We start from the raw sequence: 21,357 nt of genomic DNA, 5'->3' as shown, positions 1-21,357 counted from the left end.
TAATTAAGGAACAATTACCGTAAAAATATACGCCGCCAAATTCACTAGTAATACCGTTCCGTAAAGAACATTTGTTTTTCCTCGACTTAGCGATAACATTACAATAAATACCGATAAAGAAAGTAAAATAATATCCTTTTTATCCAATCCCAACACAAAAGGAATATCATACATGATACAAACAACCGACACCGCCGGAATCGTTAATCCAATACTTGCCAACGCAGAACCTAATGCTAAATTTAAACTTGATTGTATCTGATTACTTCTCGCTGCTCTTATTGCCGCAACTCCTTCCGGAAGTAAAACCACAGCCGCAATAATAACTCCAACCAAAGATTTTGGAGCTCCCACACTTCGTACCATATCTTCAATCGTTCCGGAAAGTCCTTTTGCCATTAAAACGACAATGACAAGGCATATAACCAAGAAAATAAAACTTACAGTGGTTGCTATTTTTGTAGGAATATAGTGCGAATCGGGATCGTCGTCTGTAATAATAAAATAGTTTCTATGTCTTACCGTCTGAACCATCAAAAATACTCCGTAAATCACTAAACAGGCAATAGAAACAAAGATCAACTGGGCTTTATTATAGAAAGGTCCGTTAACACTCGAAGTAAAATTCGGAAGCACCAAGGTTAATATCAAAATAGAAACAATACTCACCAAATAAGTAGTCGCAGAAGTTCTTGCAAAAAACTGCTCGTAATACTTCACCCCTCCAATTAAAATACATATTCCTAAAATACCGTTCAGAATAATCATTACTGCAGCAAAAACAGTATCTCTGGCCAGTGTCATTGCATCATCTCCACCAGCAACCATAAGCGAAATAATCAACGCAACCTCAATAATGGTAATACAAAGCGCTAAGATAATTGTTCCGAAAGGCTCCCCTACTTTGTGAGCAACTACTTCTGCATGATGCACTGCCGATAAAACACTTCCGGTAAGCAAAAGGCCGGCAATTACATCATAAATAACTCCGCCGCCCATTAATCCGGAAAAGTAATAAATGACCGCCAGAACAGGAAAAATATACGTATAATGTAAAAGTTCTTTTAATTTCATAAGTGTCTACAAAATACAAAAAATCTATTGAAATTCAAATATCAAAAGAAAATATTAATCTTATTTTAATGAGGCCAGAGGTAAAAGTCCTGAAGATCTGTCAACATATGAAGCAAAAGTCCGATGCCAATAATCCTGATATTTCCTTTAAAAAAGAGCATCAAAAAATACACCGAAATAGCATAATAAGAATGTAAAAAATGAAATCCTACACTTCCCCTGTTCGGATCAAAAATAGGATTGGCGAATAAATGATCCAGATCAACAAGCATTGTAGCTAATAGTATAAAATAAGCCGTCTTCCAGTTTTTACGAAAAAATATCAACGCAATAAACACCGGAAAAATCAGATGTAAAAAGTAATGCGTGCATGTTTTTAATAAAAAAATTTCAGAAGAACTCATTAATAATTAATTATTTTTTATGTCAAAAATTAAGCCTTTTTATACTTTTATTTTAACCACAAAAGAAACAAAAGCTATTATTGAACTATTTAAAACTTAATTATTTTGAGAACAAAAGCTTGCAAAAGGATAAAAATTAAAGATTTTTTTAAAACTTATGTTTTCTTGTTTGCAGTTCAAATGAACTTAAATAAGCTATGTCTAAATCTTTTGTTTCTTTTGTGGTTAAAATCAAAATTTACTATCTTAAAATCAAAGGTAAATTTCCTTTTTTAGCTTTCAGTTTTATGTAATAATCCTGACCTTTGTTTCCGTAAAAAATATAGTCTAAGTTAGAAATTATCTTTTTCTCAGTTGATTTTAAAGTCTTGAAAGACGATAAAAGTAAAGGATTATTTTCGACAAAAATATAGTTTTCTTTTAAATTTGAAGATGATTGCAGAGGTTTTCTGGTTGATTTTATTTTAAATCCAGCATTATTTTTCTCAATAGAATTAGGCTGAAACGGAATAATCGTAAATTGATTTTGAGCATTAATCCATTTTTTATCTTGAAAATATTGCCAAGTTTTTTCAGGATTTAAACTTTGAAGATCAATCACATAATTAGGTTGAATAATTTTTTGGAAACTCTTTTTTTCAACTTCATTAAAATCATCATCATAGCTATAACTTATAATCGTATCATTTACCTGCTCGAGTTCTGCAGTTGCTTTTATGTAATTAATTTGCGAAGAATCCGTGATACTTTTATTGAAAAACTGAGCGTATTTTTTTATGTTTTGAGCATCTAATTCCATTTCTACAAAGGAAGTTTTTTGCTCTAGTTTAGAAATAATTGATACAAATTCTTCCGAGTTTGACTCATTTTTAATTTCAATATCATCTTCATTTAATTCAATAGAAAAATTCCGGGTTCTATCTCCAGAAATAAAAGAAATACTTCCTACAGTATGATGAATAAAGCTATCCGAATTAAAATTATCTTTTTCTGAAGATTGAGAAAGTTGCTGATCTATATTTTCAAAAGCCAGATTAGAAGTTCCTAAAATACATTTATCGCCTTCAATTTTAATATAAATCTGATCTTTCTGAAAAACATTTTTCCCTTTGTTTACAAATTTTTCCTGTTTTAGAAATGCTAAGAATTTCTGTTGATCTTTAAGTTCAATCACAGAATACCATTCTGAAATTTTGGAATTTTTAATGTGAAAAATCTGTAGAAAATCGGGAATTTTCATCCCCGAATCTTGTAGTGAAATTTTGTTTTCGCTTTTATTTTTGCTTCCAAACCATTGTGACGGATGGGTTATAAAGCTGGAAATATATTGTCTCGTCAGTTTTTTTACATCAATTAAAACGATGGCATCTGCATCTTTTGGGACAAATTTCAATGTTTTGTCTTTATGATAAAAAACAAAATAAACAGCAATGCCGAGCAAAAGAACTAACGGGACAATAAACTTCTTTTTATTCATTGATTATAATGTTTTCAATGTTTTTTCCGGCTCTTCCATGATTTTATAAATATCATCGAACAAATCGAAGAAATACATCAAGCTGTTTTCAGATAAATCTTTAATATTATAATCCATTTCAGTTTCTATGCTTTCGCCTTTCACTTCGGTTTTATAATTTACTTCGCCAATGTTTTTTCTTAACAAATCCAACGTCTTTTTCTCGGAAGTACTTTTGAATTCTTTTTCCATTCCTACCAAAAGCTTCTGAATATTCAATCTTCCTGACAATGGATATTTAGCCGATTCTTTTGCCCATTTTTTAGAAATATCAGACTGATCTTTCGGGATAATATTCTCCGTTGAGGTCGTAAGATACACAAGTCCGTCTTTTACGGTAAAGAACAATTGGTCAAGATATCCGCTGTCTTTTTTGTCTTTAAAACTATAAAACTCTCCGTTTTTCGTGAAGTTTTTCGCTGTATTTTTATTTGTTATTAATAAATTAAAAACACGATTCCAGTAGCCTTCATTTTCCGTTGCAAAGGCAAAAACGAAATTAGGAACCATAATATCTTTTGTTTTCTTTACTTCTTTTTCGTTGTAATCTTCATCGTAGTCGTAATCCGTGTAGTCTACTTTTTTAGATTTCAATTCATTTAAAACAAAAATTCCGTTTCCTGGTGCTATTTTGGCGATGGCTTCTTCATCCAGAACAATCTTCATTGTTTCCATCATCAGCTCCACTTCTTTTTGATATTCTGCGTCACCAAGATCTTTGAACAGGCTGTAAATCATATCAAAACTTTTAGCTCCATTGATGTTAACAGCATAATAACCAATACTTTTATCATTAATTAATGTCGTCAATTTCTCATTTTTCTTGCCTTTGTAAACATCGGCAACGCTTTTTTGAACGTTCGCATCTTTATGCTGATAATTGTTGACTAATTTTACCTTGTCTTTGTCAAAATACAGATTGTATGAAGAGTTTGAATTGTAAGCTTTCTGCAGAAACTGCGTAAATTCCAAACGCTTCATCGTTCTTCCGTAAATTCCTTCATTAACGATTTTTCCGTAATCTGTGTACACAAAAACATCAGAATTTGCATCACGGAAAGCCACCATCTGCGACGGAACTTCAAGGTCTAAATTTGAATTAAAATACTTATCAAATGAATCTTCCGCAAGCTTTTTCACCACTTTGAATTTCTCAATTCGTATAGAATCCATTTCCTTTTGATAGTCGGAATCTACTGCATATTCTTCATTTTCCATATCCTCTTCCTTTTCAGGAGCGCCTGCTACTTCTGCTTCATTTTCAGAATATTGTGTGTCCGTTGCACCTTTCTTTTCTTTTGGATATTCATGATGCTTTTCCAGATACTTGATATCTTTCTGAATTTTTACAATTTCGAAGTTATTTTCCTTTATATTTTGTTTTAAAGATTGAATATCTTCCTTCAAATATTGAATTTCTTCCTTATAATCAAAAGGTTTTTCGGCTTCTTCTGCATAGGCACTGTCTACAACGGCTGCTGTACTGTCAACCACGGCCATTGCGCTGTCTACGACAACTTCTTCAGTCCAATCATCTTTGTGAGGTTTATTGTAATTGATTACGCTTAAAATAGCACGGTCGGCATTCCACGCAACAAAAATATCATCATCGATATCTACGTAAGAATATTTGTTTTTCTTGGAAATTTCCAATCCTTTTTTCTTGGTTGAATTAATGAATTCAAGAAACTTCTCTTTATTATCTAAAATAAAATGAGCAGTATATGATTGCACGGAATCATTGAAAGTTCCGTAATGATATTGCGTTGCATCGTATTTAATCCCCGTTTTGGAAAAATCGTTCCAAGACGGTTTATCTTTATTGTCTTTGTCTTTTTTGTTATTTTTCTGAGTGATTTCCTTTAAAAAAGGGTTGAATTTGTCCCAGTTGATTTTCTTATTAAGCTGTTTCCCGTTGATTTCCATGTAAAAGGCGACATCATTGGGAATTTTCATCTTTTGTTGTGCAAAAACCAGCACGAAACCGAAAAGTAAGAGCGTAATTTGTTGTGTTTTTTTTAAAATAGATTTCATGGTTTAAATTTGAAATTATTGGAAAAGGATTGTATTTTGTATTTGTTTCTTTTGAAGAATAAAATCTAAAACATTGGCTTCAAGCTTCAACGCTTTTTTATTGGGCGAAAGTAAATAAGAAGAGTTCGTTTGAGATTTAATTGTATTTTCGAACTGCAAGACAGACGTATATTTGGCATTATTAAACACCTCTTTGTCCGCCGTACTCATCTTGTCGTAATCTGCTTTGAATGTATTGATCTTGTTTCTCGTAAATGATTTTCCAATACTTTGACTGTAAATCTGGGTAGGAATCATTTTTCCAAGAATATTTTTGGCCTTTAATTGTTCTAATCCGGCGTTGATATTTTCAATTTTCTTGAAATTACAGCTTAGTTTAATGATATAATTATCAAAATCAACACTTGTTTTTACATTGCTGATTCCGGGAGTAGCTTTAAAAATCCTTGAAGCTTCATTGATTTTACTTTCAATTTCAGGCTTTTTTGGGACTTTTTTGCCGTTTATCGTTTCCATTTTTGAGATGGAAGCGAGTCTTGTTTTGCTTTTACTTGCGTTGAGAATAACAGTGTACTCCCCTGTCCCATCAGCTTTTACATTGACTTTATCAATGATATCAAAACAACTCGTTAACAATAATAATGGAAGAAAAAGCATCAACCGCCTGAGAATAATTTTCATGACTTAGTTTTTAAAAAGCAAAACTACTTAATTCTAATGTATTAAGTAGTTAAATTTTTATATTCTGCCTTTAAGATAATCCTGTCGCACTTCTTCATCCAACTTTTCGATTGAATATCGCAGGCAGGTTCTCGGCATTTCTTTATAGTATTTATTTAAATAATTAATGAGTTCTGTTTCATTTTTCTGTCCCATTTCTCTTAGCAGCCATCCATTTGCTTTGTGCATGAGATCATGAGGATGCTTTAAGTTATTGGTTACAAATTCTTTAGTTAAATGAAACTCCCCTTTTTTCACGTAATGCATTGTTCCGACAACGGCAATTCTTTTGTGCCACATTTCATCGGAATCAGAAAGCTTTTTAAGTAAGTCTTCTCTCTGATTTTCAAAAGCATACCGACCTAAAACCTTATAACAACTCGAGTCTACCAAATCCCAATTGTTGACATATTGTAAATGATTTAGATAAAATTCAACGACCTCCTCTTTTACTTTTGGATCTTTTGTTTTTTCAAACTTAGAAATTAACATGAATAAAGCAGTTAATCGATGTTCATGGTATTTTGAAGAAAGCAATTCGCTGAGTTCAGATAAAGAAATTTTAGCATAATATTCTTTGGCAACACTTCTCTGATCAGGAACTTTTACACCTAAAAATAAGTCTCCTTCTCCATATTCACCTTTTCCGGTTTTGAAGAATTTAGGGAAAAATGCTGCTTTTTCTGGGATTGACAGATCGTTTAGTGCTTCAAAAATTTGATTGCAGATTCTCATAACTAAAAATTAAAACAACCAATACATTTAACAAATAAGCTTATTCCACCGTTAGAATATTCTGTCAGAATACAGCTTTCATCTGTTTTAATATCTTTTTGTTTAAAAGCACTCCCCATCATCATTACAGGTTTTGCAAAGGTCAGCATATCACCAGCTGTAATTACACAGATTGGTGAGGTTTCCGCTTTTCCCGTTCCGCTTTCATCGATCGTTTTAATGATTCTATTATTCTGCAATACACATATTTCCGCTTTAGTTTTTTCTCCAATCGCATTATATATATTTACCATTGAAGCTAATATATCCATATTTAATGCAGCTTTATTATATGCAGCTTCTGCTCTTGCTAATATTTTTTGAGCCTTTCCTTTTGATATTCCCTTTCTTGAGGCAATCTTCCAAATTTCATCGTAATCTTTATTATAATCAGACAAGCTATATTCTGTATGGACAAACCGACTTCCATAATAAAGCTGATTCATTTCTTCCTGAGTAAGCTTTGAAGGATCTTTTTTAAAGACTTCCAAATACTCGTAAAAATATTTTTGAGGATTCTCTGTGACGTTCTTTTTTATTTCATCAGTATTAATTTGAGAAAAATAAGTCCCAAAAATTAACAGAAAGAATACATAAAAAATCTTATTCATTTTTAAATAACTTTTAATCAGTTGTGATTTGATTTACAAACATTTAATGACTTTCATCTGAAGTAATATCCCCCAGTTCCTGTTCTTCTTTTGCAATTTTATTAGGATTGGCCACTTTTGCAATGGTAAGTCCCTGAACAATAATTGAAAATACAACAACACAATAAGTGATACTTAAAATAATTTCGCTGTATTCACTTTTTGGGATAGACATCGCCAAAGCAATAGAAACACCACCTCGAATTCCTCCCCAAACCAATACTTTTACCGTTTGCGGACTAAAGGTTTTTCTCATAAATTTGGTAGGACCCCAAATCGAAATTACTCTCGCCAACAAAACAATTACGATGGCTACTAATCCCGGAACTACAAAATGTTTTAAATCCTTGATCATCAACAATTCAAAACCGATGAATAGGAATAAAACGGCATTCAGAATCTCATCAATTAATTCCCAGAATTTTATCAGATAATCTTGTGTGATGGATTTCATTTTAAATCTAACATTAAAATTACCCATGAATAATCCCGCTGCAACCATCGTCAAAGGTCCTGAAATATGCATTTGTCTTGCAATAAGATATCCGCCCATTACGACAGAAAGTGTTACCAAAACGGAAATAATATAATCATCAACTTCACGCATTAATCTGGAAGTTACCCAACCTAATACGATTCCTAAGAATAAACCTCCACCGGCTTCTTTTAATAATAATAAACCGATGCTTTCGATTCCTAAATCAACCTCTTTTCCGATCGCTAACTGTAATACTACTGAGAATATTACAACCGCCATACCATCGTTAAAAAGAGATTCTCCGGCTACTTTAGTTTCTAATGACTTTGAAACTTTTGCCTGTTTTAAAATACTTAAAACAGCAACCGGATCAGTTGGAGAAATCAAAGCTCCAAAGAGAAGACAATATATAAATGGTAAATTAATTCCTAGAAAAGGCAAAATATAAAACATTCCAAACCCGACAACAAAAGTAGAAATAACCACTCCTGCTGTTGAAAAGATCACCACAGGCCGGAACTGTTCCTTGAGATCGTCTATATTAATATGGATTCCTCCCGCAAAGAGAAGGAAATTAAGCATGGCCCCCATCAGGACTTCTGTAAAGTCGATTCCACTCATCAGATCATGAAGGTGCCAGAACGTTCTCGGTAAAAAAGTTTCTCCAAAAGAAACCAAAATAATAGAAACCACTATGGCAATCACCATAATTCCGATCGTGCTCGGAAGTTTCAAAAACCTGTAATTAAGATATGCGAATATTGATGCTAAAACGATTAAAGCTGAAAATGAATAATATAACTCCACTAAGTTGTTTTTAAATTAAAAGTCTAAATAAAGTACTTTGATATAAATTTTATTGTCTTCTTTTTCCCAAATATCCATCATTCCGTCTTTTAAAGCTTTAGAACCTCTTGTGTAATCCTGTCCTATATTCAACATATTCAGAAGAATATATTCATCTCCCACGCTGTTTACAGCATATGCCGTTTTTTCAGATTTTCCGTCTCCGGAAGCCTTCATAGCGTCTGCAAGCAAACGAAATTGCCCTAAATGATGCGTGAAATTACTCCCATCCTTCAGAGAATCATACGCACGCAGCAAGATAAGAAGAACATCCAGATTGGTAGGATCTTTATCATAAAGAACCTTACCTAATTTAACACATTCTTCAAAATTTTTATCCTTGAAAGCTTCTGCAAGCTTCTTGAAATCATCATCTAAAGTAGAAATTTTATCTTTCCTGAAATTTCTTCCATAATAAAGATATTGCGCTTCTATACTGTCTAAAGAGTTGGGATATCCCTTATATTTAAAGATCAGTTTTTCGTAATTATACGGAGATTGAGCATTTGTAAGGCTTTTCTCAATACTTTTGAAATCGATTTTTGATTTTTGACTAAAACTAAAAACCGACACAAAAAGAAGTAAAAGGAAAAAGTGATATTTCATTACTCGTTGGTTTCTTCTTCCTCATCATTATCGAAATATTCGAAAAGGAAATCATTGTAAGGAAATCTTGCGATATGAATTTTCATTACCTCATCGTAGATCATCTTTTTCATTTCCGGGAAGTTTTCTTTCGTTAAAGCCGAGATGAAAACCGTTGGATGCTTAGATTTCCCCATCCATGTTTTTTGCCATTCTTCTAACGAAACATTTCTTTTTGTAGATGGCGTTAAATCGTCATCATCTTTTTTATCATAACTGAAATCATCAATCTTATTGAAAACCATGATCATCGGTTTTTGATGCGCATTGATTTCCATTAACGTATTATTTACAGATTCTATATGATCTTCAAAGCTTTCGTGAGAAATATCTACAACGTGAATCAATAAATCCGCTTCACGAACCTCATCAAGAGTTGATTTGAAGGATTCAACAAGCTGTGTTGGTAATTTTCTGATAAATCCTACTGTATCTGTCAATAGAAACGGTAAATTACCAATCACCACTTTTCTTACTGTAGTATCCAGCGTTGCAAATAATTTATTTTCAGCGAAAACATCAGATTTTGACAAAGCATTCATCAATGTAGATTTTCCAACATTGGTGTACCCTACCAAAGCAGCACGAACAACCTTTCCACGGTTATTACGTTGGGTAGCCATTTGCCTGTCGATTGTTTTCAGTTTATCCTTCAATAAGGAAATTCGGTCACGGATGATACGACGGTCGGTTTCAATCTCAGTTTCCCCGGGCCCTCTCATCCCAATTCCCCCTTTCTGACGCTCCAAGTGAGTCCACATTCTTGTCAGTCGAGGTAATAAGTATTGATATTGCGCCAACTCAACCTGAGTTCTTGCGTAAGAAGTCTGCGCTCTTTGGGCAAAAATATCAAGGATAAGATTGGTTCTGTCCAGGATTTTTACTTCTATTTCTTTTTCAAGATTTTTAAGTTGAGAAGGAGACAATTCATCATCAAAAATAATGGTTCCTATCCCGTTTTCCTTTACATATTCTTTTATTTCCTGAGCTTTTCCGCTCCCGATAAAGGTCTTGGAATCAGGCTGAGTTAATTTTTGAGTAAACCTTTTTTGTATGGTAGCTCCAGCTGTGAAAGCCAAAAACTCCAATTCATCCATATATTCCGTAAGCTTATCTTCGTCTTGGTTCTGAGTAATAACACCCACCAAAATAGCTTTTTCGTAATTATGTTCTTTCTTGTCTAGCATTAAATTCTGTCTATGTTTGTGAGATTTACAAGTTACCATTTTCAGAAGAAAAAACAAAATCATTTTTTTAATCTTGAAAGATTTTAATGTTAATTTAAGTTTACAATACAATTGATTTATAGAAATTTAATAACTTTATGAAGTAATTTTTTGAGTTTAATAATTAAATTTTAATCAATTACATAAAAACTAACATTCCGAGAATCATGATTACCAATATTAGATGTATGATCATTGATGGTGATGAGCTAGACAGACTGGTTCTGCATCATCATATCAAACAATATGAGAATATAGAAATTGTTGCTTCTTTTGATTCAGCGGAAAAAGCGATTCCCTATCTCGGACTTCCCATTGATCTTTTATTCATCGAAGCTAAACTCCCCGGCATGAATGGATTGGAATTCAGGAAACTAGCTCATAAAATCCCAATCTGCATTTTTGTAAGTTCTCACCCTGAATTTGCTATTGATACTTTCGAAATCAACACATTAGATTTCATTTCAAAACCTTTAAAAACAGAACGTTTTCATCATTCCATGCAAAAGCTTTTCAATTATTTCGAAATGAAAGAAAAAAGCGACTGCTTTGATACTTTACTCGGCGAAAACAGCATTAAAATAAAAGAAAACGGCAACATTTTCCAAGTTAAAATAACCGACATTCTTTATCTTGAAGCATTAAAAGATTACACAAGAATCATCACTTCCGAAAAAAAGCACTGCATTTTAGACTCAATTGGAAATCTTCTGCATAAAAACTCTTTCGATTCTTTTGTGAGAATTCATCGAAGCTACGCTGTTCCGCGACACTTAATAAGAAGTAAAAACACGCATGAAGTTGAGCTGGTTCATCAAATCAAACTTCCGATCGGAAGAACTTACAAAGACAACCTTTCTTTTTTTGATTCTCAATCTTAAAAAGAAAATCATTCTAACCTATTGGTTTATAAATAAATTGTTAACAATATTTCACTAATCGTCGTTCGTCGATTATTTCGGTCGTTTGTCTATTTTCCAAATATACGGCCGTGATATGTGGTAATTTAGTCTTCCAAAATTTCCACAAATTTTAGGAAAAAACCAATTAATAACCACAAAACTATTTTACATGAAAAGAACATCTATTTACTGTTTCTTTCTCATTCCGCTCACCGTATCCGTCAGCCTGCTGAAAGCACAATCAGTAGTCTTGGCAACGGGAGCGAATGCTACAGGAGGCACAGGATCCGTTTCTTACAGTGTAGGGCAAACCACTTACCTTATAAAAGGTACCAATCAGGTTTTGGAAGGCGTACAACAGGCCTACGAAATTACCACCCTCGCTACCAATGAAACGTCATCAGCTGAAAAAGACATTTTAATTTATCCTAACCCATTTAAAGACTATCTGTTTTTAGATTTCACCACAAACAGCTACAAAGGAGCCGAGTATTCACTATTCGACGCTCAGGGAAAATTAATTAAAAGGGATAAAATTACTCAGTCAAAATCTGAGTTCAATTTTTCTTCACTACCATCCGCCATGTATATCATCAGGATCAACCAAAACGGAGAAAACATCAAAACATTTAAAATCATTAAAAAATAACTACCATGAAAAAAATATTATTAACGGTCGGGATTATGCTGGGCTCCTTTTTAGCTTATGCACAAGTACCCGAAAAAATGAGTTATCAGGCCATTATGCGAAATGGCTCAGGTCAAATTTTATCCAATCAGGCTATTGCCGTTCGAGTAAGTGTATTACAGGGATCTCCGGCAGGAGCTGCCGTATATTCTGAAAGACTAACAGGAAATACCAACGTAAACGGTCTTGTAACCCTTGAAATTGGTGCAGGAACTGTTCTTACAGGAACTTTCAATACCATCAACTGGTCTACAGGAAATTATTATTTAAAAACAGAAACAGATCCAGCAGGCGGAACTAACTATACCATTGCAGGAACAAGTCAATTATTAAGTGTTCCTTACGCCATGTATGCAAAAACAGCAGGCGGAGGTGGTGGAAGTTTCGCAATACCTTATACTAATACGGTAAATAACGCAGGAACACTTTTCACATTAATCAATGACGGAGACGGAACTTCTGTGGAAGGTATTAATAATACAACAACTTCCAGTATTGCTGCCGTTCGTGGAACTGTTAGCAATACAGCTGCCGGCGGATTCTCTTCAGGGGTTCGAGGTATTAATAATGGTACAGGAGGTCTAGGTGTAGGTGTTTGGGGAAGTCAAAACGGAAGCGGATGGGGAGTTTATGGGGTTACACCTGGCGGTATCGGCGTTTACGGAAATTCATCAGCAGCTGGATACGGAGTATATGCCAACAGCAATACAGGAACAGGTCTTAATGCGACAAGTACCAATGGTATTGCCGCTAATATTTCAATATTAAATAATGCTAATTCCAATAATGTTCTCAACGCTTCAACGCTAGGAAACGGAACTGTTATTAATGTTTCCTCATCAGGAACCGGAGCAGGTGTATTAAGTTCTACAGGAAGTGGGTTTGCTGTACAAGGAATTACTTCTCAGCAAACTTCTGCAGGTATTATAGGAGATAATAATGGAGCAGGTGAAGCGGTCGTTGGTAGAACAACCAGTAATATTGCCGGAGCAGTAGTAGGTAGAAACGATGGCGGAGGTTACGGTGTAAGAGGTTTTGTTGCTACCAATACAACAGGAACGGGTATCGGAGTTTTTGGTCAAGTCGGAATAAACAGTAGTAAAGGACGTGCAGGACGTTTTGAAAATACCAATGCTTCCAATGATATAAATAATACTTTCGAGGTAGAAACCAACGGTGCAGGAAATATCCCTGACAATACCCAAGGTAACGCCGCTTCTTTCTTAGTTGATAATACAAACAGTGTTGGTGCTGCAGTAAGAGGGGAAGTTAATACTATCTTCGGAAACTTTGGCGCTGCGGGTATTTTTGGTATTTCTTCAGGAACTGGAGGTCGTGCCGGATTATTTTATGCATCAAATCCAAGTGGAAATGGAGCAGGTTTAATTTCTTTAACAGATGGTAATGGTGATGCCATTGTCGCCAATGCCGGAAAAGACGGTGATGCAGTAGAAGCTAATGTTGACGGAGCTGGTCGTGCAATCTATGGCTGGACACCAACATTCAGTTTAGGAAAACCAGCGGAATTTCAAAATTTTAATACATCAAATACAAATTCTGTAATTACTGCAAAAACAGTCGGAAATGGTATGGCCGGAGATTTCTTCGTAGATAATACCAACGGTACTTCTGCAGCGGTACATGGTAAAGTGAATTCTATATTTGCCAATTTCGGAACCGCGGGAGTTTATGGTGAATCTATTGGTACCGGAGGTTTTGCAGGCTTATTCTATCAAAGAAATCCGGCAGGAAATGGCCCCGCTCTAATCGCGTTATCAGAAGGAAACGGAAATGGAATTACTGCCAATGCCGGTGGTAGTGGTGATGGTGTAGAATCCACAGTAGATGGAACCGGTAACGCCATTTATGGATGGGTTCCCAACTTTGGTACAGGTAAAGCCGGTAGATTTGCCAACTTTAACAACGCCAACGGTCAGCCGGTAGTCCATATAACCACGACCGGTACAGGATCTACTCTACTTGTTAATCATCAAGGCCCATCAGGAAGTATTGCTACTTATCAGAGTGCGTCAACAAACGTGGCTCGTATCGATAAAACAGGAAAAGGATTCTTCAACGGCGGAACTCAGAACAGCGGTGCCGATTTAGCTGAAGCCTTCGATGTTGAAGGAAACACTTCAGAATACGAACCTGGTGATATTTTAGTAATATCAACTGATACCGACAGAACGGTAGAAAAATCTTCAAAACCATATTCTAATCTTGTTGCCGGAGTTTACGCTACAAAACCGGGAGTTCTTTTAACTGAAGAAAATATAGATTCTGAATTAATCGGAAAAGTTCCGATGGGTGTAATTGGAGTTATTCCGACAAAAGTTTGTCTTCAGGGCGGCGCTATAAAAAGAGGTGATCTTTTGGTAACCTCATCAAAATCCGGAGTTGCCATGAAAGCCAACATCAAAAAAGTAAAAATCGGACAAGTGATTGGAAAAGCACTTCAAGATTATGACCAAGACGGAATCGGAAAAATAAAAGTACTTGTAAACATTAAATAAACGATCATGAAATCATTATATATCATCGCATTATTAACATTGAGTGTAAGCATTTATGCTCAGGAAAGTAAAAAAACTTCCGAACTGCAGGATCAGGCACAAGTTGTAAAAGAGCTTAAGGAGCATGATGCCCAGATGCTGAAAAGCAGTCAGGAAAACGCTCAGAAAAAGCAGACCCAAACTGTAACTTTAGCATCCGAACAAGGTCTTGAAGTTAAAAAAGAAGCAAAAACACAACCATCAAGTAATAATTCAGGGAAATTACTACCCAACACGGCAAGTTTAGAAGAAATTTTAGCAACAGTTCCCAACAGACAGGTACGTAAAGCAAATAATTCTAGGAACACAAATCAAAATGTACAAGGATTACCCAACACAGCAACCTTGCAGGAGATAAAAAAAACAATTCCTAAAAACTAATAACAAACACTAGATTTTTCAACAAAAAGAAAGTCCATCTAACAAGGTGGACTTTTTATATTTTTAAAACAGAATTATTTAAATATTTATAATTAAAACATTCACTTTGTCATGCTGGAAGCATCTCTACAAATTTTATTTAGATTCCTCCGAATGACAAACTTTGCGTTAAAATATGACTATTAAAATTAATCCCAATCCGCAGCAACAAATTTCATTGAATTTCCCTGATCATCCGACAACGTAAGAAAATGGCCTTCAACCGAATATTTCGTCATATTTTGAAAACTTTTTGAAAATTTGGTTTCCAAGTCCATATTTTGACAGGCTTTCATTGTACTTCTGACTCCTGAAATCTTTACTTTTCCATTGTTCTTAAACTCTGAAGAGAAGAACATATTGTTGCATCCCATAAAAGCACTTCCACGGATTTTACCGTTTTCCTTAGGAGCCGTTAAATTAATACCCGCTTTATTCTTAATTAATTCATTTTTAGTGAAATTATCAAAAGAAATCAGCATCCATTCTCTCTGGATATGTGGATTTTTAACCTGTACTGTAGAGCAATTAAAGATTAAACTTAAAAACAAAACAGCGAAAACTGAGAGCAATATTTTTTTCATACATTCCAGAATCCCATTTTCATACCATTCAGAAGCAGAATCCCATAAAAATTAGTAAATTAGCGACACAAAAATTATTATATAAAATGAAAAGACTATTTCTACTATTCACTTTCTTGTTGGGCTTCGCTCAGATGAGGGCGGATGAGGGGATGTGGCTGTTAATGCTCATCAAAAGATTAAATGGTGTTGACATGCAAAAAGAAGGTTTGCATTTAACCCCTGAAGAGATTTATTCAGTAAACAACTCAAGTATGAAGGATGCTATCGTAAGTTTCGGTGGTTTCTGTACTGGGGAAATTGTTTCTGACAAAGGACTTATTTTCACAAACCACCACTGTGGTTACGGTGCTGTTGCAGCAGCTTCTACTCCTGAAAAAGACTATTTGAAGAATGGTTTCTGGGCAATGAAGCAGAAAGATGAGTTTAATGCAAAAGATCTTTATGTAAGATTTTTAGTTAGAATGGATGATGCTACGCAAAGAATCAATTCTAAACTGAACAATAAAATGACCGGAGAAGAGAGAAAAGCTGTGATTGATGCTGAAACTAAAGCAATCCAGACTGAAAATTCTGAAAACGGGAAATATACAGTAGTTGTAAGAGACTTCTTCAACGGAAACGAATTCTATTATTTCGTTTACCAAGATTACAAAGACGTAAGATTAGTAGGTGCACCGCCATCATCTTTAGGAAAATTCGGAGGTGATACAGATAACTGGGAGTGGCCAAGACATACTGCAGACTTTACAGTTTTCAGAGTATATGCTGATGCTGCAGGAAACCCTGCGGAATTTGCTCCAACAAACGTTCCTTTAAAGCCTAAACATTTCTTACCTGTTTCTCTTAAAGGGGTTAAGCCAGGTGATTTCTCAATGATCCTAGGTTACCCGGGAAGAACAAACCGTTATTTGACTTCTTACGGAATTCAGCAAATGGTTAATAAAGATTACCCGGCTTGGGTTGAGGCTTCTAAATTAGCGATGGACGTTATGAAGAAGTACATGGATAAAGACAAAGGAACTCAATTAAACTATGCTTCTCAATACGCTTCTGTTGCCAACTACTGGAAAAACAGACAAGGAACAATTGATGCCGTTATCAAAAACGGAACAATTACAGACAAGCAAAAAGTAGAAGAAGCATTCAAAACATGGGCTGTACAGCCTGCAAACGTTGCAGAAAACGAAACTGTCTTAGATGATATCGCTACTTATTACAAGCAGGTTTCTAAAAGAAATGTTGAGAGAAATTATATGTCTCAGCTTTCAAGAAACTCAAAATATATCAGTCTTGCTTACCAGTTAGGAGCTGTTCTTAAAGCTTACGCTGCACAAGATATGGCAGGAAGATTGGCTATGAAGCCTAAAGTAGATGCTGCTGTAAAAGCTGCTTACGAAAACATCAATACAAACCTTGAAGGTGAAATGTTAAACTCTATGGTTAACCTTTACCAGACAAGAGTAGATAAAGATGTTGCTTCTGCTACCATTATGGGATTGGATGCTAAGAACTTATCAAACGTTGCTTATTCATCTATTTTCGCTAACAAAACTTCTGCTACGAACTTTGTTTTGAAACCGGATGCTTTAAAATTAGATGCAGATCCACTTCTTAAGATCGCTAACGGTGTAGCTACAGATCAAAGATTATCTGGAGAGAGATTCTCTAAAATTGATGACAATTTTGCTAAAAACAACCGTCTTTTCTTAGCTGGTTTAATGAAAGCTATGCCTGAGAAAAAATTCTATCCGGATGCTAACTCTACAATGAGATTAACTTACGGAACTGTAGATAAATTGCCAATCAGAACAGATAGAAACTATTTCGGTGTTACTGATAACTATTATACAGATATGGCTGGTCTTGTAGGTAAATACAAGAAAGGTGATGAAGAATTTGATCTTCCACAAAGAGTTATTGACCTTTACAACATGAGCGACTTCGGTCAGTATGCTGATGCTAAAGGTTACATGCCTGTAAACTTCTTATCAAACAACGATATTACTGGTGGGAACTCTGGTTCTCCTGTAATTGACGGAGACGGAAATCTTATCGGTATCGCATTCGACGGAAACAGTGAAGCTTTAAGCGGTGACATCGTTTTCGAACAAGAATGGCAAAAAACAATCAACGTTGACGTTCGTTTTGTTCTTTGGACAATCGACAAGTACGCTGGTGCAAGAAGATTGATCGACGAGCTAAAATTAGTAAGAGACGAAAACACTCCTGCTGATACAAAAACTAAAGCTGCGAAACCTGAGCATGCAAAAACAACAGGTAAAAGCAAAAAATAATCTTCATTGAATATATTTTTGAAAACCGTGAAATTTTATTTCGCGGTTTTTTTATTGCTAAATATTTAAAATTGAATCAATTAAACAAATAAAAAAGAAAATAATATAATTTTTTTGTCAGGTTTTTAAAAAGACCTCGTCTATGGTTGTAAGAATATAATTATAACTATAAAAAAATTATTATGAAAAAAAACATCTTTAAAATCGCTTCATTATCAACAGGTATTATGACGATATTCGCACTTACCTCTTGTGATAACAGAGATATAATAGAAAATTATTCGGCAGAAAAAACTATCACTTTTGAGAACGTTGTAACACCAAAAGATTTTGTACAAAGCGGAGAAATTCCCGGAGTTACTTTTTTTGCTCCTGCCGGACATAAAGTTATTTTACCCGGAGAATCTCAAACAATAACCTTCAGCGCAGGAAAAGCTCAGGCATTAATGTTTACAACCATGTATGGAGCTTCAAAAGACTGGTTTTTTGCTTCGAAACAACCCGGTATAAAACTATTCGACAATAACGGAAATGCCATAACCGGAGACGTTTCTTCGGAAGTTCAATTATGGGACAACGGAAGTAAAACTAATACTTCAGGACAGCCGGAAAGTTTACCTATCGCATTGGTTCCCGGTGTAAATGCGTCTCAACTTGTAAAACTAAACCTTGCTTACAATGATGTTACTTCTAGATTTACATTAACCATTACCAACACTTCCACAGGTACCGCAAACGAAACCCCTCTTTCTCCAGGTGTTTGGGCAGTTTCTAATTATAATGGTTCGCAATTAGTAAATTCGGCGCCATTTTTCACTCCAAATGCTTTATCAAATCCTGAAATTACAGATATCGCACAAACAGGAACCATTGATAAAATGATCACGAAATTGAATGCCAATACAGGAATTATGACCGGACTGTCACCTGCTTTGGTTGTTGTTTACAGCGGTGATAAAAATCCAATTTATGAATTAGGAAAAGTAGATGACGGAAAAGGATTGAAAGAAATTGCACAATTCGGAAATGCAATGAAGCTTCAAAACAGCTTAAAATCTGCTCCGAATGTGAAAGGAATTTATGTTGCAGGAAATGCGCCAGTTGCGCCTGGAAATAAAGTAAGTACCAAAATTCAGGTAAATCCGGGAGATAAGATTGCTTATGTAACCATGTTTGGATTTTCTAACGACTGGTTTTATGCTAACGAACAAAGTATTGATGCCAACGCAGCAGGTGATCTAACTTCTAAGACATCTTTATTTGATTCGGGAACAGGTATCGATCAATATCCCGGAGCTGGAAATCATCAGGCTTTATTTGGAGGAACTCCACAAGTTGAGAACGCCGCGATTTCTAAAGTAGGAAATCAGTTTCCGAATCCTAGTGTTCAGAATGTTTTGAAAGTGACGATTAATTAAAAAAACAGAAGAAATTTTTTCAGTTCAAACAAAAAGAGTTTAGGATGTCCTAAACTCTTTTCGTTTTTATATTAAAAATTAATTTTTAGTAAATATCATATGTACAGACCGGGAAAATAATATCTATATCAGTCATTGTTACATCAGAAGGAATATTTGTTGCAATAATATTTCCTTGCTTTTCAGTAATCTTGAAAGTGATCTGGCTTGTAGTAGAATTAATATAAAAAGGTGTTCCAATTGATAAATTATCAATCGCACCTGTTTTGACAGTAAATTTTCTTGATCCATTTACTGCATCAACTGTATACCCTGATAAAGTACTTCCAACTCCTGGTTCTTTTACTACAGAAGTTTTATAAGTATTGAAATTATAGAATTTCTCTCCGGTATTGAAATTAAACCCAGTTAAGTTTGAGCCAGAAAGATCATCGATTGTTGAATAGGTATCTTTAGGAATTTCAAGGAATTTAACCTTTTCAATTTTTCCCCTATCGGCTCTGTTGATCATTACTTTCAGTCTTGCATTGTCGTAAACTCTCTGAATAATTCCTACATATTTTGCTTCGGGAATAAATGACATATTATTTACATAATCTCCTTCATCTTCAGCACCGATTTTAATCATTTTAACCGTCGGATTAGCCCCTGCTCCAGCAGAAATCCAATAATCTTGTGGCCTAAAATCAATTAGATCTATTTGAGCCTGCAATAAAACATCATCCATTATCATCTTTCTGTCTTCATCAAAAAGAACAATCTGAGAATACTTATGCCATTTTACCCACAAATTAGTATTATAATCATTAATTTTAAAAATTTGACAGAATTGATTATCATAATCCGCATTTGGAAATAATCCTGAATATTCGTTAAACGGTTCTAAATTCTTTACATAAAAATGACTTTCTGATCCATTTGTTTTGAAATCTTCACTCAAATCCTCATCTAGTAAAACGATAGGTTTTTCTCCTAAATATTTAATTCCATTTTCATCTGTAAAATCTGTAACTGAAGCATACTGTCCTGATTTAAAACTAAACCCTGATCCTTTACGGAAAATGCCTAATCTCTCATCATTTACATTTTCTATTCTCGGCTCTACAATTGATATTCCTAAACAACCTGCAGCCGAAAAATCAAAACACAGAGTCTCAATAATTACATTTTGATTAGCATCTACCAACTTTCCTTCAAATGCCTGGTTTAAGAATAACCAAGAATTAATTTCTTTAGAAAATTCATCTTTTTCAAATTTTATAAAAGTTCTTTTTCTATTCTGAATATTTGTATTAAGATCCATCAATCCGGTAAATGAAGCAAACTCTCCTCCTATAACTCTATTTGCATTTGCCCATCCATTGTTTTTATTTCTAATTACAAATGAATCACGATTGGATTGCATAGATTTTAATTGAATTTCATTCCAAGCAAAACCAGGAAATAATCCCGAAGAATCATTGGCTTCACAAATAATTCCTTTTGTAAAGAAAGAAGCACCAAGATACATTTTTGAGTGTTGAGAACCTTGAAGTAATATTCCTACAAAATCATCTGAAGAAATATCTGTTCCCGGAGTTCCTGAAATATTCGTTGTAATCGTATTTTTAAAACTATTCTGAAAAATTAAAGCTGTTTTATCACTTGTTCCTCTATAAAATATTTTATCAACTATGAAATTTACCGGTTTTTCAAACTTTACTGTCTCTGTAATTTTATACCCAATAGGACTATTTCCTACTAAAGTAACAGATTGTGTTTCGAGTGAATAGTTTTCTATATTTTGAGTCGGATCTACAGAAACAAAGCTTGGAAGCCCATTAACAAAATTTGCCGCATTTAAAAATGCCTCTGTGTCATCAGTTCTGGAATCTCCTTTCGCACCGAAAAGCTCAATATTAATTGGTTTACCGGCTAGAAAACTTGTCAATGCGTAATAGTCATTGTCCCTTTCTCTAATAATAACACCATCAACGTACATTGGACCAACCTCATGATACCAAGTGGTAACTTTCTTGTAATTTACATTTTCTAAAGTCTTACGATCTACTAATTGTACTAAATCATCATTTGGAAGAGTTGAACCTGTTGAGAAAAAATCGTCTGTAAAAATCATTTTTAATATT

Annotated in this window: 18 protein-coding genes; 6 read left to right on the top strand and 12 right to left on the bottom strand. The window is 34.4% G+C overall.

The annotated features are described in order from the left end of the window. Positions 1 to 3: 3 nt before the first annotated feature. The 10 genes from AC1Q7L_RS08440 to hflX form a co-directional block, all read right to left on the bottom strand. On the bottom strand, positions 4 to 1,074 hold the full coding sequence (locus AC1Q7L_RS08440; RefSeq protein ID WP_410691630.1) for a calcium:cation antiporter: 1,071 nt from the start codon (positions 1,072 to 1,074) through the stop codon (positions 4 to 6). Positions 1,075 to 1,139: 65 nt separating this feature from the next. Beyond that, positions 1,140 to 1,478 carry a DUF6122 family protein gene (locus tag AC1Q7L_RS08435; protein WP_492305066.1) on the bottom strand — a complete coding sequence of 113 codons (339 nt, stop codon included), beginning with the start codon at positions 1,476 to 1,478 and terminating at the stop codon, positions 1,140 to 1,142. Positions 1,479 to 1,719: 241 nt separating this feature from the next. Then, complete coding sequence (locus AC1Q7L_RS08430; protein ID WP_492305065.1) at positions 1,720 to 2,955, bottom strand: hypothetical protein; 1,236 nt, start codon at positions 2,953 to 2,955, stop codon at positions 1,720 to 1,722. Positions 2,956 to 2,958: 3 nt separating this feature from the next. Then, positions 2,959 to 5,028: a hypothetical protein gene (locus tag AC1Q7L_RS08425; RefSeq protein ID WP_492305064.1), complete on the bottom strand. Its 2,070-nt coding sequence runs from the start codon at positions 5,026 to 5,028 to the stop codon at positions 2,959 to 2,961. Positions 5,029 to 5,043: 15 nt separating this feature from the next. Beyond that, positions 5,044 to 5,709 (bottom strand): hypothetical protein, encoded by a 666-nt coding sequence (locus AC1Q7L_RS08420; protein ID WP_492305063.1) that lies wholly within the window; start codon positions 5,707 to 5,709, stop codon positions 5,044 to 5,046. Between the two features lie 57 nt (positions 5,710 to 5,766). Beyond that, positions 5,767 to 6,483 (bottom strand): DNA alkylation repair protein, encoded by a 717-nt coding sequence (locus AC1Q7L_RS08415; RefSeq protein ID WP_492305062.1) that lies wholly within the window; start codon positions 6,481 to 6,483, stop codon positions 5,767 to 5,769. Between the two features lie 2 nt (positions 6,484 to 6,485). Then, a complete protein-coding gene (locus AC1Q7L_RS08410) occupies positions 6,486 to 7,133 on the bottom strand; it encodes a DUF4919 domain-containing protein (RefSeq protein WP_492305061.1) in 648 nt (215 codons plus the stop codon). A gap of 43 nt (positions 7,134 to 7,176) precedes the next feature. Beyond that, on the bottom strand, positions 7,177 to 8,457 hold the full coding sequence (locus AC1Q7L_RS08405; RefSeq protein ID WP_492305060.1) for a cation:proton antiporter: 1,281 nt from the start codon (positions 8,455 to 8,457) through the stop codon (positions 7,177 to 7,179). 15 nt (positions 8,458 to 8,472) lie between these two features. Next, positions 8,473 to 9,102 (bottom strand): DUF4919 domain-containing protein, encoded by a 630-nt coding sequence (locus AC1Q7L_RS08400; RefSeq protein WP_492305059.1) that lies wholly within the window; start codon positions 9,100 to 9,102, stop codon positions 8,473 to 8,475. After that, positions 9,102 to 10,328 carry a GTPase HflX gene (gene hflX, locus AC1Q7L_RS08395; protein WP_410692136.1) on the bottom strand — a complete coding sequence of 409 codons (1,227 nt, stop codon included), beginning with the start codon at positions 10,326 to 10,328 and terminating at the stop codon, positions 9,102 to 9,104. Before hflX ends, AC1Q7L_RS08400 begins: the two co-directional genes overlap by 1 nt. A gap of 206 nt (positions 10,329 to 10,534) precedes the next feature. Between hflX and AC1Q7L_RS08390 the strand changes: the two genes are divergently transcribed. The 4 genes from AC1Q7L_RS08390 to AC1Q7L_RS08375 all read left to right on the top strand — a co-directional run bounded on the left by AC1Q7L_RS08390 (position 10,535) and on the right by AC1Q7L_RS08375 (position 14,893). Continuing rightward, positions 10,535 to 11,248, top strand: a complete 714-nt coding sequence (locus tag AC1Q7L_RS08390) for a LytR/AlgR family response regulator transcription factor (protein ID WP_410691638.1) — start codon at positions 10,535 to 10,537, stop codon at positions 11,246 to 11,248. A gap of 190 nt (positions 11,249 to 11,438) precedes the next feature. Continuing rightward, positions 11,439 to 11,918, top strand: coding sequence for a T9SS type A sorting domain-containing protein (locus AC1Q7L_RS08385; protein WP_492305058.1), 480 nt, complete (start codon positions 11,439 to 11,441; stop codon positions 11,916 to 11,918). A 5-nt stretch (positions 11,919 to 11,923) separates the two neighbouring features. Further along, positions 11,924 to 14,473 carry a beta strand repeat-containing protein gene (locus AC1Q7L_RS08380; protein WP_492305057.1) on the top strand — a complete coding sequence of 850 codons (2,550 nt, stop codon included), beginning with the start codon at positions 11,924 to 11,926 and terminating at the stop codon, positions 14,471 to 14,473. A 6-nt stretch (positions 14,474 to 14,479) separates the two neighbouring features. Next, on the top strand, positions 14,480 to 14,893 hold the full coding sequence (locus tag AC1Q7L_RS08375; protein ID WP_492305056.1) for a hypothetical protein: 414 nt from the start codon (positions 14,480 to 14,482) through the stop codon (positions 14,891 to 14,893). 188 nt (positions 14,894 to 15,081) lie between these two features. On the opposite strand, the gene AC1Q7L_RS08370 is transcribed toward AC1Q7L_RS08375, so the two are convergent. Beyond that, a complete protein-coding gene (locus tag AC1Q7L_RS08370) occupies positions 15,082 to 15,516 on the bottom strand; it encodes an META domain-containing protein (protein WP_492305055.1) in 435 nt (144 codons plus the stop codon). Between the two features lie 86 nt (positions 15,517 to 15,602). On the opposite strand from AC1Q7L_RS08370, the gene AC1Q7L_RS08365 reads away from it, so the two are divergent. Together AC1Q7L_RS08365 and AC1Q7L_RS08360 are read left to right on the top strand one after the other, a co-directional pair. Continuing rightward, entirely contained in the window at positions 15,603 to 17,813 is a 2,211-nt protein-coding gene (locus AC1Q7L_RS08365) for a S46 family peptidase (RefSeq protein ID WP_410691643.1), read from the top strand. 182 nt (positions 17,814 to 17,995) lie between these two features. Continuing rightward, on the top strand, positions 17,996 to 19,231 hold the full coding sequence (locus tag AC1Q7L_RS08360; RefSeq protein ID WP_492305054.1) for a spondin domain-containing protein: 1,236 nt from the start codon (positions 17,996 to 17,998) through the stop codon (positions 19,229 to 19,231). Between the two features lie 85 nt (positions 19,232 to 19,316). On the opposite strand, the gene AC1Q7L_RS08355 is transcribed toward AC1Q7L_RS08360, so the two are convergent. Continuing rightward, entirely contained in the window at positions 19,317 to 21,347 is a 2,031-nt protein-coding gene (locus AC1Q7L_RS08355; RefSeq protein WP_492305053.1) for a hypothetical protein, read from the bottom strand. Between the last annotated feature and the right edge of the window lie 10 nt (positions 21,348 to 21,357).

It is taken from the genome of Chryseobacterium sp. GW823-FHT05E08 (assembly GCF_058795655.1).
Note: the sequence above shows the minus strand (reverse complement) of the source record. Positions and strands in the feature narration are given on the sequence as shown.

Excerpts from the sequence above, each read along its gene's own strand:
- AC1Q7L_RS08380 (WP_492305057.1), top strand. The coding sequence starts at position 11,924 with ATGAAAAAAATATTATTAACGGTCGGGATTATGCTGGGCTCCTTTTTA.
- AC1Q7L_RS08385 (WP_492305058.1), top strand. The coding sequence starts at position 11,439 with ATGAAAAGAACATCTATTTACTGTTTCTTTCTCATTCCGCTCACCGTA.
- AC1Q7L_RS08435 (WP_492305066.1), bottom strand. The coding sequence starts at position 1,478 with ATGAGTTCTTCTGAAATTTTTTTATTAAAAACATGCACGCATTACTTT.
- AC1Q7L_RS08420 (WP_492305063.1), bottom strand. The coding sequence starts at position 5,709 with ATGAAAATTATTCTCAGGCGGTTGATGCTTTTTCTTCCATTATTATTG.
- AC1Q7L_RS08440 (WP_410691630.1), bottom strand. The coding sequence starts at position 1,074 with ATGAAATTAAAAGAACTTTTACATTATACGTATATTTTTCCTGTTCTG.
- AC1Q7L_RS08390 (WP_410691638.1), top strand. The coding sequence starts at position 10,535 with ATGATTACCAATATTAGATGTATGATCATTGATGGTGATGAGCTAGAC.
- AC1Q7L_RS08365 (WP_410691643.1), top strand. The coding sequence starts at position 15,603 with ATGAAAAGACTATTTCTACTATTCACTTTCTTGTTGGGCTTCGCTCAG.
- AC1Q7L_RS08360 (WP_492305054.1), top strand. The coding sequence starts at position 17,996 with ATGAAAAAAAACATCTTTAAAATCGCTTCATTATCAACAGGTATTATG.
- AC1Q7L_RS08425 (WP_492305064.1), bottom strand. The coding sequence starts at position 5,028 with ATGAAATCTATTTTAAAAAAAACACAACAAATTACGCTCTTACTTTTC.
- AC1Q7L_RS08375 (WP_492305056.1), top strand. The coding sequence starts at position 14,480 with ATGAAATCATTATATATCATCGCATTATTAACATTGAGTGTAAGCATT.
- AC1Q7L_RS08410 (WP_492305061.1), bottom strand. The coding sequence starts at position 7,133 with ATGAATAAGATTTTTTATGTATTCTTTCTGTTAATTTTTGGGACTTAT.
- AC1Q7L_RS08370 (WP_492305055.1), bottom strand. The coding sequence starts at position 15,516 with ATGAAAAAAATATTGCTCTCAGTTTTCGCTGTTTTGTTTTTAAGTTTA.
- AC1Q7L_RS08355 (WP_492305053.1), bottom strand. The coding sequence starts at position 21,347 with ATGATTTTTACAGACGATTTTTTCTCAACAGGTTCAACTCTTCCAAAT.
- AC1Q7L_RS08400 (WP_492305059.1), bottom strand. The coding sequence starts at position 9,102 with ATGAAATATCACTTTTTCCTTTTACTTCTTTTTGTGTCGGTTTTTAGT.
- AC1Q7L_RS08415 (WP_492305062.1), bottom strand. The coding sequence starts at position 6,483 with ATGAGAATCTGCAATCAAATTTTTGAAGCACTAAACGATCTGTCAATC.
- hflX (WP_410692136.1), bottom strand. The coding sequence starts at position 10,328 with ATGCTAGACAAGAAAGAACATAATTACGAAAAAGCTATTTTGGTGGGT.
- AC1Q7L_RS08430 (WP_492305065.1), bottom strand. The coding sequence starts at position 2,955 with ATGAATAAAAAGAAGTTTATTGTCCCGTTAGTTCTTTTGCTCGGCATT.